This window comes from Vibrio anguillarum, from assembly GCF_003390515.1.
In the GTDB taxonomy this organism is placed as follows: Bacteria; Pseudomonadota; Gammaproteobacteria; order Enterobacterales; family Vibrionaceae; genus Vibrio; species Vibrio anguillarum.
Map to the genome: position 1 here is coordinate 952,002 of NZ_CP031479.1, position 16,122 is coordinate 968,123.

General features: G+C 44.3%; 13 protein-coding genes and 1 tRNA gene. 7 read left to right on the forward strand and 7 right to left on the reverse strand.

Annotated features, from left to right (window positions below; translation table 11 throughout):
- Positions 1 to 132 precede the first annotated feature (132 nt).
- Positions 133 to 708: a D-sedoheptulose 7-phosphate isomerase gene (gene lpcA / locus DD616_RS08375; RefSeq protein ID WP_010320095.1), complete on the forward strand. Its 576-nt coding sequence runs from the start codon at positions 133 to 135 to the stop codon at positions 706 to 708.
- A gap of 64 nt (positions 709 to 772) precedes the next feature.
- Positions 773 to 1,606, forward strand: a complete 834-nt coding sequence (locus tag DD616_RS08380; RefSeq protein WP_047689243.1) for a class II glutamine amidotransferase — start codon at positions 773 to 775, stop codon at positions 1,604 to 1,606.
- Positions 1,607 to 1,716: 110 nt separating this feature from the next.
- On the opposite strand, the gene purN is transcribed toward DD616_RS08380, so the two are convergent.
- Positions 1,717 to 2,358 (reverse strand): phosphoribosylglycinamide formyltransferase, encoded by a 642-nt coding sequence (purN, locus tag DD616_RS08385; RefSeq protein ID WP_013856233.1) that lies wholly within the window; start codon positions 2,356 to 2,358, stop codon positions 1,717 to 1,719.
- Between the two features lie 3 nt (positions 2,359 to 2,361).
- Entirely contained in the window at positions 2,362 to 3,402 is a 1,041-nt protein-coding gene (gene purM, locus DD616_RS08390) for a phosphoribosylformylglycinamidine cyclo-ligase (RefSeq protein ID WP_010320092.1), read from the reverse strand.
- Positions 3,403 to 3,570: 168 nt separating this feature from the next.
- Here purM and upp point away from each other — a divergent pair, with 168 nt between their 5' ends.
- Positions 3,571 to 4,197 (forward strand): uracil phosphoribosyltransferase, encoded by a 627-nt coding sequence (gene upp, locus DD616_RS08395; protein WP_026027908.1) that lies wholly within the window; start codon positions 3,571 to 3,573, stop codon positions 4,195 to 4,197.
- A 138-nt stretch (positions 4,198 to 4,335) separates the two neighbouring features.
- On the opposite strand, the gene rluF is transcribed toward upp, so the two are convergent.
- Both rluF and DD616_RS08405 read right to left on the reverse strand, forming a co-directional pair.
- Complete coding sequence (rluF, locus tag DD616_RS08400) at positions 4,336 to 5,313, reverse strand: 23S rRNA pseudouridine(2604) synthase RluF (RefSeq protein ID WP_094129733.1); 978 nt, start codon at positions 5,311 to 5,313, stop codon at positions 4,336 to 4,338.
- A gap of 390 nt (positions 5,314 to 5,703) precedes the next feature.
- Positions 5,704 to 5,844: a DUF3149 domain-containing protein gene (locus DD616_RS08405; RefSeq protein WP_010319399.1), complete on the reverse strand. Its 141-nt coding sequence runs from the start codon at positions 5,842 to 5,844 to the stop codon at positions 5,704 to 5,706.
- Between the two features lie 275 nt (positions 5,845 to 6,119).
- Here DD616_RS08405 and DD616_RS08410 point away from each other — a divergent pair.
- Positions 6,120 to 6,196: transfer RNA gene (locus DD616_RS08410), tRNA-Pro, on the forward strand.
- 578 nt (positions 6,197 to 6,774) lie between these two features.
- Entirely contained in the window at positions 6,775 to 9,426 is a 2,652-nt protein-coding gene (locus DD616_RS08415; RefSeq protein ID WP_208872171.1) for a beta-N-acetylhexosaminidase, read from the forward strand.
- Positions 9,427 to 9,491: 65 nt separating this feature from the next.
- On the opposite strand, the gene DD616_RS08420 is transcribed toward DD616_RS08415, so the two are convergent.
- Together DD616_RS08420 and DD616_RS08425 are read right to left on the reverse strand one after the other, a co-directional pair.
- Positions 9,492 to 9,941 (reverse strand): DUF411 domain-containing protein, encoded by a 450-nt coding sequence (locus tag DD616_RS08420; RefSeq protein WP_017049700.1) that lies wholly within the window; start codon positions 9,939 to 9,941, stop codon positions 9,492 to 9,494.
- Between the two features lie 13 nt (positions 9,942 to 9,954).
- The gene (locus tag DD616_RS08425) at positions 9,955 to 12,480 is read right to left on the reverse strand and encodes a heavy metal translocating P-type ATPase (protein WP_208872172.1); all 2,526 of its coding nucleotides are present in this window, start codon (positions 12,478 to 12,480) and stop codon (positions 9,955 to 9,957) included.
- 238 nt (positions 12,481 to 12,718) lie between these two features.
- Between DD616_RS08425 and gltX the strand changes: the two genes are divergently transcribed.
- Positions 12,719 to 14,146: a glutamate--tRNA ligase gene (gltX, locus tag DD616_RS08430; protein ID WP_208872173.1), complete on the forward strand. Its 1,428-nt coding sequence runs from the start codon at positions 12,719 to 12,721 to the stop codon at positions 14,144 to 14,146.
- Positions 14,147 to 14,406: 260 nt separating this feature from the next.
- Positions 14,407 to 15,393, forward strand: a complete 987-nt coding sequence (locus DD616_RS08435) for an OmpA family protein (RefSeq protein ID WP_026029039.1) — start codon at positions 14,407 to 14,409, stop codon at positions 15,391 to 15,393.
- A 104-nt stretch (positions 15,394 to 15,497) separates the two neighbouring features.
- Here the strand turns inward: DD616_RS08435 and DD616_RS08440 are convergent, their stop codons facing one another.
- Positions 15,498 to 16,004 (reverse strand): Fe3+-citrate ABC transporter substrate-binding protein, encoded by a 507-nt coding sequence (locus DD616_RS08440; protein WP_029189872.1) that lies wholly within the window; start codon positions 16,002 to 16,004, stop codon positions 15,498 to 15,500.
- Positions 16,005 to 16,122: the final 118 nt, after the last annotated feature.

The window sequence follows — 16,122 nt, forward strand, 5'->3', positions numbered from 1 at the left end:
GGAAGCGGGAGAAAACAACAATTCTTGAAGTCGAACTATCGACAGAAAGGATGGTTTGGGTAAACTCAAGCCTGTTACTGGCTCTTGATTGATGGAGCCTATCGGTAAACAGATTAAAAAGAGAATATATCTATGTACCAGGATTTAATTAAAAGTGAATTGACCGAAGCGGCTGACGTGCTAAACAAATTTCTTAATGATGAGCATAACATCGCTCAAATTGAGGCCGCCGCAAAACTGATTGCCGACTCATTTAAGCAAGGCGGAAAAGTGCTCTCTTGCGGCAATGGCGGTTCCCACTGTGATGCAATGCACTTTGCTGAAGAGCTAACGGGGCGCTATCGCGAGAATCGTCCGGGTTATCCTGGTATTGCTATTTCAGATCCAAGCCATTTGTCTTGCGTTAGCAATGATTTTGGTTACGATTTTGTATTCTCTCGCTATGTGGAAGCTGTGGGCTCAAAAGGCGATGTCCTGTTTGGCCTATCGACTTCTGGTAACTCGGGGAACATTTTGAAAGCGATTGAAGCGGCCCAAGCCAAAGGGATGAAGACCATTGCACTGACCGGTAAAGATGGTGGGAAAATGGCAGGTTTAGCGGATATCGAGATTCGTGTCCCGCACTTCGGCTACGCTGATCGTATCCAAGAAATCCATATCAAGATCATCCACATTGTTATCCAACTGATTGAAAAAGAGATGGCGTAAGAAAGTTCAACACCGTTCTTTTCTTTTAATGTGTTTGTGGTTGCAAAAGGGAGTGCATTAAACCATGTGTGAATTGCTCGGTATGAGTGCCAATGTGCCGACTGATATTTGCTTTAGTTTTACTGGGTTGATTCAGCGTGGCGGCAACACGGGGCCGCATCGTGATGGTTGGGGAATCACTTTCTATGAAGGGAAGGGGTTTCGTACCTTTAAAGATCCTAACCCTAGCTTTCAGTCAAAAATTGCAGAGCTTGTGCAGAGTTACCCTATAAAAAGTCGGGCAGTGGTTAGCCATATTCGTCAAGCAAATCGGGGTGGGGTGAATTTGGAAAATACTCACCCATTCACTCGAGAATTGTGGGGGAGATATTGGACGTTCGCTCACAATGGACAATTGACGGATCACCAGCAGCTAGAAACTGGGCGCTATCGCCCTGTTGGTGAAACGGATAGCGAGCAAGCTTTCTGTTGGTTGTTAAAGCAGTTAGAAGCGCGTTATCCTGAACCGCCTCAAGATATGCTCAGCATGTTTCAATTCGTTGCGAAGTGTTGCGATCAACTTAAGCAGCAAGGTGTGTTTAATATGCTACTTTCTGACGGTGAGTTTGTGGTGACCTATTGCACGAATCATCTGTACTGGATTACTCGACGAGCTCCCTTTGGGAAAGCAAGTTTACTTGATGAAGATGTCGAGATTAACTTCCAAGAAGAAACAACGCCTGATGATGTTGTGTCAGTGATTGCGACTCAGCCACTGACGGGAAATGAAACTTGGCAACGAATGAAGCCAGGCGAATATGCGATTTTCCATTATGGCGAATACGTTGATGGCAATGCGCAGTCCTTAGCTGACATTCCGTTTGCCGCGGCAAAGCCAGGCTGCCAAGCACCTATTTAAGGTTTTTATTCTTAAGCTTGTCTATTTACTGCTGTTTGAATTGTATTTGAGATGACAATAAAAAAGGTTGCTGTTGAGGCAACCTTTTTCGCACTATTTAGAGATACGATTTATTCATCGAAAGCATAACCATGCATGCCAAGTAATTGGCCATCTAAATAGGCTTTACCTTCACGCATTTCCAAGCGCCCTTCAACGAACCATTGTGCCACTAGTGGGTAAATTCGATACTCTTGAGCTTGGACACGTTGAGTCAAAATCTCAACGGTATCTTCATCAAAAATAGGCACTTTTGCTTGTAGAATGACTGGGCCACCATCAAGTTGTTCAGTCACAAAATGCACACTGGTGCCATGTTCTTCATCACCCGCGTGAATCGCGCGTTGGTAGGTATTCAACCCAGGATATTTAGGAAGTAAAGAAGGATGAATATTGAGCATCCGTCCTAAATAGTGACGCACAAACTCACCACTCAGAATACGCATGTAGCCAGCAAGAATGATTAAGTCAGGCGCGTATTGGTCAATTTGCTCCATCAATACCGCATCAAACGCATCTCGCGTGTCAAAGGCATTTGGGTCAATATGCACCGCCGCCGCACCTGCTTTTTTAGCTCGTTCTAAGCCATAAGCAGTTGCTTTGTTTGAAAAAACAGCCGTTACTTTGCCATCTTTAATTTTCGTTTCACACGCATCAAGGATAGCCTGTAAGTTGGTGCCATTTCCTGAAACTAAAACAACAATACTTTTCATCAGTTATTTGATCTCTACTTGCTCTTCATCGAGTTGAGCTTCAGCAATATGACCGATAACCCACGCATTTTCGCCTTCCGCTTGCAGTAATTGAACGGCCGCTTGTGCTTGATCCATTGGAAGCGCAACAATCAGTCCTACACCACAGTTAAATGTGCGGTACATTTCGTGAGTGGTTACATTCCCTTTTTCTTGCAGCCATTGGAAAATAATTGGCCATTCCCAGCTATTGCCGTCAATCACCGCTTTCGTCCCTTGCGGAAGAACGCGAGGAATATTTTCCCAGAAACCACCGCCAGTAATGTGTGAAATGGCGTGAATATCGTGCTCGGCGATCATTTTAAGCGCTGATTTGATGTAAATTTTGGTTGGTGTCAGTAAGTGCTCACCAATCGTTTTGCCAGCCAAGTCTTCATTTTTGTCGGCACCTGATACTTCGAGGATCTTGCGAACTAATGAATAGCCGTTTGAGTGAGGGCCGCTAGAGCCAACCGCAATCAGAGCATCACCTGCTGCTACTTTTGAGCCATCGATGATCTCTTCTTTTTCAACCACACCGACACAAAAGCCAGCGACATCGTAATCTTCACCTTCGTACATACCCGGCATTTCAGCAGTTTCACCACCGATCAAAGCGCAACCTGCTTGCACACAACCATCGGCAATACCCGACACCACATCAGCAGCTGTATCTACATCCAATTTGCCCGTGGCGTAGTAGTCCAGAAAGAAAAGCGGTTCAGCACCTTGAACAATCAAATCGTTAACACACATTGCAACCAAGTCAATGCCAATGGTGTCGTGCTTATTCATATCCAATGCGAGGCGAAGTTTTGTGCCAACTCCATCGGTGCCAGAGACTAAAACAGGATGTTTATATTTGGTTGGTAGCTCGCAAAGCGCGCCAAAACCACCAATGCCACCCATAACTTCAGGGCGACGAGTGCGTTTGACGGCGCCTTTAATTCGTTCAACAAGTGCATTGCCTGCATCAATATCTACGCCAGCATCTTTGTAACTAAGAGAAGTGTTATTACCGCTCACGGGGAAGTCCTCGGTCATAAGTTGGATATGAAAACGGCGCTATTCTAACAGGGCTTAAAACAAAAAGGAAAACGTTTGCGTCAGTTTTTTTGTTTATAATTGGCACTGAAATTAGCATAAAAAGTGTGTACAATTCGAAGGTTTGTTTAAATGTCGTCGGAGATGAAAATGAAAGTTGTTGAAGTTAAACACCCTCTAGTTAAGCATAAACTTGGGTTAATGAGGGAAGGGGATATCAGCACTAAGCGTTTTCGTGAGTTAGCTACAGAAGTGGGTAGCCTACTAACTTATGAAGCAACCTCAGACTTTGAAACAGAAAAAGTGACGATTGAAGGCTGGAATGGCCCAGTTGAAATTGATCAAGTCAAAGGTAAAAAAGTAACGGTAGTACCTATTTTGCGTGCTGGTCTTGGCATGATGGACGGCGTTTTGGAGCACATTCCAAGTGCGCGGATTAGTGTTGTTGGCATCTATCGTGATGAAGAAACGCTTGAGCCTGTCCCTTATTTCAACAAACTCGCTTCTAATATTGAGGAGCGAATTGCGCTTGTGGTTGACCCAATGCTGGCAACTGGCGGTTCCATGATTGCGACGATCGATTTGCTCAAGGAGCGCGGCTGTAACCAATTTAAAATTCTCGTTTTAGTTGCAGCGCCTGAAGGCATCGCGGCGTTAGAAAAAGCGCACCCTGATGTTGAGCTCTATACGGCGGCAATTGATGAGAAATTGAATGATAAAGGTTATATCGTTCCTGGTCTTGGCGATGCTGGCGATAAGATTTTTGGTACGAAATAAGCGTTAATTTTATACTGTCTTAAAGGAGAAACGAAAGTTTCTCCTTTTTTATAGTTGCTTCGGTTTTTTATCGTTGCTTCAGTGATGCGTCATTACGGTCATTTTATTGCTCAACAGAATTAACGCATTGTTCGATGATTATTTTTTAAGGCTTAACGTACTGCTTTTTCTGTGGCCATTAGCTGGCGCACCTTGTGATGAATTTGTGGGTCGGCGCGGTGCTCTTTTTGTATTTGGAGCATGGCGAAATTCATCGGCATTGCGCCCTTGGAACGTTTTGGGCTTTTGATTTCTGCGTGCCGTCGAGGTTTGATTTTGCTCACGACTATCAAATAGTTTTGCATCGGTAGCTTTGCGAATACGCTTACCCGTCACATCAAGCTTGGACGCGCCTTCCGTACCGCAAGAACTCTCACACATTGCTAATATTTCAGCGACTTCCTCGTCGCTTAAATAACGCCATTCACCATTAGGGATGCCGTCTAGGCTGATGTTCATAATACGAACTCGGCGTAGTTTAAACACTTCGTAACCTAAGGCCTCACACATACGACGAATTTGACGGTTTAACCCTTGTGTTAACACAATTCTAAAGGAGAACTTCGTTTCTTGGGTTACTTTGCAAGGCAGTGTCACCGTATCAAGAATTTCCACGCCAGAGGCCATCTTATGTAAAAATTCGTCGGTGATGGGTCTATCTACTCGGACGACGTACTCTTTTTCATGGTTATTACCAGCACGTAATATCTTATTGACTATGTCACCATCGTTAGTCAGAAAGATCAGCCCATCAGATGGTTTATCTAATCGACCTATCGGGAAAATACGTTTGTGGTGGCCAATAAAATCAACAATGTTACCTGGAATATCGCGCTCTGTTGTGCAGGTGATTCCAGTCGGTTTGTTAAGGGCAATGTATATCGGTTTTTCTTTTGATTTTAATGGATTACCATCAATACACACCTCATCGTTCGGCGTGACTTTAGTGCCCATTTCCGGCAATAGTCCATTGATGGTTACTCGGCCTTGTTCAATTAACTTATCGGCCTCTCGACGAGAACAGAAACCAGTTTCACTGATGTATTTGTTTAAACGGATGGTAGCTTGTTGTGACATAGGTTGCTCTTACGTTTCCCAACGGCGGTGAATAAAAAGAAAGCAACACTCTGAGTGTTGCTTATTAACGTTGCGATATTTTAGCAGTTAATATTAATTAACCAAGGCGTTTTTAATGACACTCATGGTTTCCAGCCTTTCCCCATCACTTTTCCTCAACAAGATATAGACGGCATTGACGTCTTTATTTATGCGCTGAGGGAATACTCTTATTTGCATGAAAAAATGGAAACTATTTTGAGACAGGTGTTCTTATCGAACCGTTCTTGAGTAGCGAATGATGCCATTCATCAAGAATATAGAGTTATTAACGCGATAAAAAACCGGAGCAGACAGATAATCCACCCCGGTGCATAGCGTCACACTATTTTTCAATAGGTGCTAAGCGATCTAGTGAGGAGATTTGTCATTCATCACTTTATAAATGAAGAAACCGCCATAAAACAGCATAAGACCAAAAGCACCAAAGATTACTATCATTGAAGACAGTCCCACAGCATTACCAAATAGGAGATCAAGCCAAAAGTCCATGTTTCCTCCAAAGTTTCGAAGACACAGCCAAGTTAAAGTTTGCTCTGTTTGTTGACACTGATCTGGATCAATTATGTTGCATAGGTTAACTTGATGTTTCTATTGGTGTGTAATTAGTCACGTTTTTATGTGTATTTGATGGTGATTTAGCCAATGAGTTTGTTATTTGATGGAAATAAGATTAAAGGCTTGCGTCTTAATTTTAGATGAGTAATATACGCATCCGTTCTAGGCAAAAAGCTCGGAACTGCTCGCTAAGTGCAGAGCAAAAATTTCGGTGAATAGCGCAGCTTGGTAGCGCATCTGGTTTGGGACCAGAGGGTCGGGGGTTCGAATCCCTCTTCACCGACCATACTTAAAAGCCTCGCAGTAATGCGGGGCTTTGTTGCATCTGGATGTGATCACTTTCATTACCAAAGATAAAGGATCTTCCACTGTCCACCCTTCACCGAGAAAATTCAACTATTGAAAATAGCAGTCAATATTCCACGATAATAAATAGCATTAGGATGTGTAAAAAACGTCACTTTAGCGCATTTTGACGTTTGATGAGTCATTACAATTTATGACCTATATCACGATTTAACCTGCCAAATCCCTTTAATGAACTTCTCGCCTTGTAGTGAGTAGTGATCTCTATTCATAAATTCATTTTTGTTATGCATTTTTATGTGATCTTTCTCAAGTTAAACTCGTCAAATAATAAATTACGGTTTTGACGTCAAATTTAATCTATTGATTTTAAATGGTTTTGTTTTGATTGTATTTTAGAGGATTTGAACTGGATCACTTCGTGTAGCTAATTATTTTACGCTTAGAAATAACTCCTTGTATGGTGAATGCCTTAGGTCACAAGCCTTTATGCTTGTTGCTGTTTTGAGTCCTTTTAACAGGATATTGGGTTTTTATTTTAAAGGTAGGGTGAGTCAAATGTTGAAACCTAGTTTGATTGCTGTTTCGGTTATCGCCACATTATCAGGTTGCTCTTTGTTGCAATCACCAGAGCAGAAAGTAGTCGATGCGCTGGCGGAAAATTTGGATATTCATTACACCGTATTAACGAATCACGGGGCAGATGAAGGATTGGCATGTCAGGCTCTCGAAGCGGAATGGGCATCGTGTAATAAAGTGAACATGACCTTGGTTAACCAAGGTGAAGCCGTGAATTCAAAGCAGTGGGCTATCTATTTCCACAGTATTCGACTGATTCTGGATGTTGAAAATGATCAATTCAAAATTACTCGTTTAACGGGTGATTTACATAAGCTTGAACCTACTGATAAATTTGATGGTTTTGCTGCGGGCGAAGAGGTTGTTTTGCCTCTGGTCGCTGAATATTGGCAGTTGTTTGAAACGGACTTTATGCCGCGTGCATTCGTTGCGGCGCCCAATACAGAGCCTAAACTTATTGTATCTCTCAATACAGAGGACACGTCGTCATTTGTGCGTGGGCTTGAGGGCGACAATATAAAACGCACCACCAGCGATAATAATGTGTTTGCCACGGCCATCAGCCGATTTGAGAGAAATAGCGATGTATCACTGCAAGATGTATCAACGGCTCTGTTACCAACGCCTCTAAAAACAACGCTCGGTCAAGGTGTTGTTGACATTAATCGCGGCCTTAAGCTTGATGTGAAGGACTTTGCGACGGATCAGTTTTCAGCATTGCAAGCGCGTGCTAAAACGATTGGGCTGAAGCTTGATGGAGAGTTGGCGGTTGGTGTTGCGATTACACCGAGCGAATTTTCTGACCAGATGGCGACATCGGGTGCTTATGAGTTGGAGATTGCACCGAATGCTATCTCTATTCGTGCATTTGATGAGGCAGGAGCTTTCTACGCCGTTCAATCTATTTTCGGTTTAGTGGATAGCCAGAATGTCACAGCGCTGCCAGCGATCCGCATCGAAGATGCTCCACGTTTTGATTACCGTGGTGTGATGGTGGATGTCGCACGTAACTTCCATTCTAAGCAAGCGATTTTGGCCACGTTAGATCAAATGGCGGCTTATAAGATGAATAAATTACATCTTCATTTGACCGATGATGAAGGTTGGCGTTTAGAAATTCCGGGCTTACCTGAATTGACCGACATTGGTGGGCAGCGCTGCTTTGATTTAGATGAGAAAAACTGCTTGCTGCCACAGCTTGGCTCCGGTCCAAATTCTGATAACTTTGGCTCAGGTTATTTTAGTCGAGCCGATTACATTGAAATCCTCAAGCACGCTAAAGCGCGCAATATTGAAGTGATTCCTGAAATTGATATGCCAGCCCATGCTCGCTCTGCGGTTGTTTCAATGGAGGCTCGTTTTGATCGTTTGAGCCAAGAGGGGAAAACCGAACAGGCTAGCCAGTATCGCTTGATGGATCCTCAAGACAGCTCCAATGTTACGACGGTTCAGTTTTATGATAAGCAGAGTTTTATTAACCCTTGTTTAGACTCGTCTAAACGCTTTGTGGACAAGGTGATCACTGAAGTGGCCTTGATGCACAGTGAGGCGGGCATGCCTTTATTGACTTGGCATTTTGGTGGCGATGAGGCGAAAAACATCAAATTAGGCGCGGGTTTCCAAGATATTAATGCGACGGAAAAAGTCAGTTGGAAAGGTAACTTAGATCTTTCACAACAAGATAAACCATTTGCGAAATCGCCACAGTGCCAAGCATTAGTCAGCCAAGGAGTAGTAAGTGACTTTGCTCATTTACCGAGTTATTTTGCTGAGCAAGTGTCGGAAATTGTCGCCGATAAAGGGATTGAGAATTTCCAAGCATGGCAAGATGGCTTGAAATACAGCGAGGGAGAATCCTCTTTTGCCACGCGCAATACACGTGTGAACTTTTGGGATGTCCTCTATTGGGGCGGTACAAGCTCTGTTTATGAATGGGCAAAACAAGGTTACGACGTAATTGTTTCTAACCCTGATTATGTCTACATGGATATGCCTTATGAGGCGGATCCTAAAGAGCGCGGTTATTACTGGGCCACCCGTGCGACCGATACGCGCAAAATGTTTGGTTTTGCACCGGAAAATATGCCGCAAAACGCTGAAACTTCATTAGATCGTGATGGTAATGGTTTTGTCGGTAAAGGAGAGGTGACGTCGAAACCATTCTACGGCTTGTCAGCTCAATTGTGGTCAGAAACGGTTCGTAATGATGAGCAGTATGAATATATGGTTTTCCCTCGAGTGTTGGCTGCCGCTGAACGTGCTTGGCATAAAGCGGAGTGGGAAAACGACTATAAAGTAGGGGTTGAATATTCTCAGCAAACCAACTTAGTCAATAAGTCTGCACTGAATCAAGATTGGACTCGTTTTGCTAATATTGTTGGGCAACGTGAGCTGGCGAAACTGGAAAAAGCTGGCATTGATTATCGCCTGCCAATTCCCGGAGCTAAGATTGAAGCGGGTAAATTGTCGATGAATTCGTCATTCCCAGGTGTTGAGCTGCAATACTCATTAGATGGTCAACAATGGCTTACTTACTTGAGCATTGAACAACCGAAGGTGTCCGGTGAGGTCTGGATCCGTTCTATCTCTGCTTCAGGCGAGCGAGTCAGCCGAGTAACTAGCGTTAAATAACTGTAGCCATATCAAGGCACCCCAATGAAAGCCTCCGCATCTGTCGGAGGCTTTATTACATAAAATCAATTACCTTCGTGGTGAGCAAACTCAAACACCTGACCTTGCTCGTTAAAAGCAAAAACCGAATAGGCTTCTTTCTTATCACCAGATTCCATACCTGGAGAACCGATTGGCATGCCGGGCGCGGCTAACCCTTTGGCATTTTTCGGTGGATTAGCGAGAAAGGCTTGAATGTCTGTGGCTGGAATGTGACCTTCGAAAACATAGCCGTCGATAACGGCTGTATGGCAAGAGGCGAGCTTGGGTGTAATGCCCAATTGTTGTTTTATCGCCGTCATATCTTCTTGCAATTGCTCGTTAACCTTAAATCCTGCTTGTTGCATGTGAGTGGACCACTCAGTACAGCAGCCACAATAAGGGGATTTGTAATTGGTCACCTCGGTCACCGTGGCGAATGCGGAGTAGCTCATAAGAGACAAGGTGCTAAGCATAGCGGCTGTGATCATTTTCATTTTTATCTAACCTCTAAGAGTGAAAAGGGGATTTAAATAGACGTAAGCGGTTAGCGTTGCTCACGACTGTGATTGAGGACAAAGCCATTGCCGCTCCTGCAACTACAGGGCTGAGTAAAAAGCCAAAAGCGGGATAAAGCACGCCAGCGGCAATGGGAATGCCGAAGGTGTTATAAATAAACGCGCCCAATAGGTTCTGCTTCATGTTTTTTACCGTTGCTTTAGAAAGAGCGATAGCATTGACTACGGCAAGCGGTGAGGAGTTGAGCAATGTCATTTGCGCACTCTCTATTGCGACATCACTGCCACTGCCCATTGCGATACCAATATCGGCTTGCGCAAGGGCTGGCGCATCATTAATACCATCACCGACCATGGCGACGATTTGGCCTTTCTCTTGTAACTGCACGATTTTTTGTGCTTTTTGATCCGGAAGTACTTGAGCCATCACTTGCTGTATGCCCAGTTGTTTTGCTATTGCAGTGGCCACGCTTTGGTTATCTCCAGTTAGCATCACGGTACGAATGTTCATTTTGTTCAGTGTGCTGATAGCTTGTGCAGCATTAGGTTTGATTGGATCAGCAATAGCGATGAGACCTTTGAGTTCACCGTTAATGGCAACCGCGACTGGCGTCCAAGCTTGTTCTGCGTAGTGTTCAATGGCCGTTTGTGCTTGAGTAAGAGGAACGCCCAGTGATTCAAGGTGCGATAAAGAGGCAACGACGACGGAATCACCGCCAATATTTGCCATTAGCCCTTTGCCTCTTAGGTTGGTAAATTGCTCGACTTCGGCGCTGGTTGATACCAGCGGTTGCGCATAATGGCAGATAGCCTTGCCAAGAGGATGTTCAGAGCGCAGTTCCAAAGCGTAAACAAGGGTTAACAATTTGCTATCTTCAATTCCCCACGTGACTAAGTTCTGAACGGTTGGCTTGCCTTGAGTGAGCGTACCTGTCTTATCAAATACTACAGTGGTGATTTTGCTTGCCGATTGCAATACATTGGCATCTCTGATCAAAATACCCATTTCAGCGGCTTTGCCAACTCCTACTGTAACCGAGAGTGGAGTAGCTAGACCCAAGGCACAAGGGCAGGCAATGATCAATACTGTTGTCGCAACCACTAGCATATAACTGGCCTTAGGTTCAGGGCCTACAAAGTACCAAATCAGAGCGGAAAACAGGGCAATCATAACCACTGTCGGTACAAAAATAGCGGATATCTGATCTGCCAGTTTGGCGATGGCTGGTTTACTGCTTTGCGCCTGACGCACCATTTGGATGATGCGCGAGAGCATGGTTTGCGCCCCTACGCCGGTGGCTTCGATGACTAAGCTGCCATCATGATTGATGGTACCTGCCGCAATGGCATCGCCTGCCACTTTTAGGACGGGGATCGGCTCGCCAGTGAGCATGGATTCATCAACATAAGATTCACCGCTGAGGACTTTGCCGTCTATCGGCACTTTTTCTCCCGGTTTTATGCGTAGTTGCATGCCAAGTTGTACTAATTCAACTGCAATCTGTTGATCGCCTTGCGCCGTGATGCGTGTTGCTTGTTGTGGCTGCAAGTTAATTAGGGCTTGCAAGGATTGGGTTGTCTTCGCTTTGGCTTTCGCCTCAATGTAGTGGCCCAGTGAAATCAAACCGATAATCATCGCGCTGGCTTCAAAATAAACATGACGCGAGGCTACGGGAAACCAAGTTGGGTAAATCACTACCAACATTGAATAGGCCCAAGCCGCTCCGGTTCCTAGGGCGACTAAGCTATCCATAGTGGCGCGCTTATGGGTTAACGCAAGCCAAGCATGGCTAAAAAAGTGGCGGCCAGCGGTGGCTAATAGAGCCAAACACACAATGCCGATACCGCCCCAGTATATTTGCTGTTGAGTGGTCACAATAATCATGCTGCCACCAAGAAGGCCCCAAAGCATTAACGGAATACCCATCATTAAACCTAGTAATGCATTGGTTTTATGCTGCTTTTGTAAATCACGTGATTGTTGTTTTTGTTTTTCTTGCTGTTGAGCTGGGTCATCGACTCGCTCTGCACGGTAGCCTGCATGAGTAATGGCATTGAGCAATTGCAGTTCAAGGTCAGCGATATCCGCTTGCGAGAGCACTAAGGCGCTTTGTTCCGCTAAATTGATTTGCGCTTTTTGTACGCCGTTAACGCTTAGAAGTGCTTTTTCCACCGAAGAAACACAGCTTGCGCAAGTCATTCCTTGGATCAGTAAGTGGATACTAACCAAACCCGTTGTTGAGACTTCTGTCTCTTGTGCGAGTAGCTGTGTATCGCTAACCAAGGTTGTGGGTTGCGATGAGGGCAGAGGATCGCTGTTCGTGCTGAGCAAGGCTTGATAGCCTAAGGATTCGATAGCGGCGATGAGTTCACTTAAAGAGGCCGAAGTGCTCAGTTCGATGAATGTGGGTGACAGCTGGTGGATTTGTACCTCAAATTCTTGCTTGAGATGCTGCTCAAGTTTCTTCGCGCAACCCATGCATTTCAGCCCTGATAAAGGCAATTGAAAGCGTTTCATTGATAAATTCCCCGTAAACCAACTCAATAGCTAGAAGCATAAACCTTACCTTTAGGGCAAGGTCAAGTTCCACTAAAGGAAAGTTAAGCGAATTTTAAGCGTTATTCTTGAGCGCAGAAAAACGAAAGGCAATCGAGGATTGTAGATTTAGCCGTCAGTGGTAAAATGTCGCCACTTTTTATCCTGGTACTTGCAGTGGACATGTTCTCCGCTGTCTTTTTATCCCTAAGGAAATCAAATGACGGTTAAAACTCGTTTTGCTCCTAGCCCGACAGGCTATCTTCACGTTGGTGGTGCGCGTACTGCACTTTACTCTTGGCTTTATGCAAAAAGCCAAGGTGGTGAGTTTGTTTTGCGTATTGAAGACACCGACCTAGAGCGCTCGACGCAAGAAGCCGTAGACGCGATTCTTGAAGGTATGACTTGGCTAGGTTTGAATTGGGATGAAGGCCCATATTTCCAAACTAAACATTTTGATCGTTATAACGAAGTTGTCGATAAGCTGCTTGCTGAAGATAAAGCCTACAAATGTTACGCCTCTAAAGAGCTGTTAGATGAAGTTCGTGCCGAGCAAGAAGCGAACAAAGAGATGCCGCGCTACGATGCTGATCACCCAAAAATCAAAGCGGTTAACGACGCAGCAAAAGAAGGGGATCCGTGTGTTATCCGTTTCCGTAATCCTAAAGAAGGCAGCGTAATTTTTGACGACCAGATCCGCGGTCGTATCGAAATCTCCAACAGCCAGATGGATGATCTGATCATTCGCCGTACTGATGGCTCACCCACCTATAACTTCTGTGTGGTGGTGGATGACTGGGATATGGGGATTACTCATGTCGTTCGTGGCGAAGATCACATCAACAACACACCTCGTCAAATCAACATTTACGAAGCGTTAGGTGCTCCTGTACCTGTGTTTGCGCACTGCGCAATGATCTTAGGTGACGACGGCGCGAAGCTATCTAAACGTCATGGCGCTGTTTCTGTGATGCAGTATCGCGATGAAGGTTATCTGCCTGAAGCACTGAATAACTATTTAGTTCGTCTAGGTTGGTCTCATGGCGACCAAGAAATTTTCTCGCGTGAAGAGATGATTCAGTTCTTCAGTTTAAATGCTATTAGCAAATCGGCATCTGCATTTAATACTGATAAGTTGTTGTGGCTGAATAATCACTACATCAAAACATCAGAGCCTGAATATGTTGCAAAACACCTTGAATGGCACTTTGAGCAACAAGGCATCAATAAAGACAACGGCCCAGCATTAGCTGAGATCGTTAAACTGGTGGGTGAACGCTGCAATACCTTGGTTGAACTTGCTGCTCAATCTCGTTACTTCTTTGAAGATTTTGCTGAGTTTGATGCTGATGCGGCGAAAAAACACTTACGCGGTGTGGCGAAAGAGCCGCTAGCACTTGCTTTAAGCAAATTAGAAGCACTGAGTGACTGGACAATGGAAAACCTGCACGCTGTCATCGCTCAAGTGTGTGAAGAGCTTGAAATCGGTATGGGTAAAATAGGCATGCCGCTGCGCGTTGCTGTCACTGGCGGTGGTCAATCGCCATCGGTTGATGCTGTCATGCAACTGATCGGCAAAGAGCGTGTCATTGCTCGTATCAATATGGCATTGGCCTTTATTGCTGAGCGTGAAGCGAACGCTCAATAAGTCAATCATACGAACAACGCTTTGAACCGCAGCTTATGCTGCGGTTTTTCTTTATATCGGCTTTGTTAAATCCTTTGGTGTAGAGCACTGACAATATTTCACAAAACGATGACAGAGAATAAACTAATGCGCTATTTAAGCTTTCTTTACATACAGTATAGTGGTTCCGAGTTATGTAGGTATGTGTGTAGGCGAAAAGTAAACCGTTTTTTGGGTACCGCAACCGCATTATGATAACGATAAATAGGAAAGGAAAAAGTATGAAAAAGTTAGCAGCAGCAGTTTCAATGGCGCTTGTTTTTGCATCTTCTGCCGCAATGGCTGAAGTATACGTAGGTGCTAAAGTTGGTAAATCTTGGCTTGATGACGCTTGTCGTGCTGGAGATGTGTGTGAAGATGAATCTTCTACCGTCGGTGCTTACCTTGGTTACCAAGCGTTTAATTGGCTTTCATTAGAGGCAGGTTACGATTACTTGGGCAAATTTAGTGGTGCGGGGCTGAATGATGAAAAAGTAACGGCCATTACACTCGCACCGAAAGTCAGCCTTCCTTTGACTGATGCCATTGCCTTATATGCTAAAGTCGGCGGTGCTTATGTTGATTATGGCAATAAAGATGATTACTCATATTTAGGTGCCGCTGGTATTGAGTTCAACACCGATAATAACGTCACTTTACGTTTGGAATATCAAAGCCTCACCGATATTAATAACGATCTTGTCCGAGCGGCAGGTAACTCGGCTACCTTAGGTGTTTCGTATAAATTTGGTGGAAGTAAAGCAGAACCTGCGCCAGTCATCGTGCAAGAGGTGTTTGTTGAAGAAGTTGCACAGCCAGTGGTTGAGCCTGTCGTTATTCCCCAAGAACCTGAAACAGTTGTTAAGCATGTGCCATTTCAACGTTTGGACAGCAGTAGCTTTGCCCATAACAGTACTAAGCTAACAGCAGAGAGTACTAACCAGCTTGATAAACTAGTGAAATATTTGCAAGCTTACCCACAAGCCGATGCTGAAATTATTGGTCACACTGACTCAACTGGCGCTGCGGCTTACAACCAGAAACTATCAGAAAAACGCGCACAAGTTGTTGCTGATGTTGTGATTGCTAAAGGTGTGGATGCGAACCGTCTTACCGTAAAAGGTGAAGGGGAAAATAGCCCAATCGCATCGAACGATACAGTAGAAGGTCGAAAGCAAAATCGTCGTGTTGATATCGTTATTCCAAGCTTTGATTATGAAGTGAAATAATAACGCTTAAGTATTAGAAAATAGAGAAAGCCCGTGAAAAACGCGGGCTTTCTTCTTGTAAAACAATGGATTTGAGCCTCTAACCGCTCCGGTATCACGTCACGTTATTTCAAATCAATACTATTCAATCGGCCCATGTAGACAAGAATATCCAAGTCTTCTTTATAAGCCTCTAATAGCGCCTTTTTCGTCTTGGTATAAGCGGCAAGCTTGCCATGCTTGTTGATCGAACAAACGACGCTTTGAAATATACAGTTACCTTTTTCATCATAGTGTCTCCAAGCCGCGATATAACAAGGATCCCGAGCTTCCGGGTTATCGAGCGTTGGTCTGGGTTTGTATATGATTTTAGGTTCTAAACTGTGTGGTAGACGAGTCATCAAATAGGGATCTTTGAGCAGACGACGCCAATGTTTGCCCCACATCTCTGAACCTAATTCATTACGCAGCTTTATCGCCTTTTTAAGCCCCTTTTTCTCACCAATACGTATGTAGCCGACAGAACGGTGCAATACCGTATCGTCCGGCGTATGGATATGAATTTTATAGGCGGTCTTTGCTTTAGAGATAAAGCGGTGACCAGTATTCGTGATTAGATTACTCTTTTTCATGATCTTATCTATCGATAAATCTGTTAATACTAATTCTAGATTATTTGACACAGAACTTACAGTAATCACTGTATATGAATAGTAGTGGCTCAAATCAATATTAGGTCAATTTTTCGTC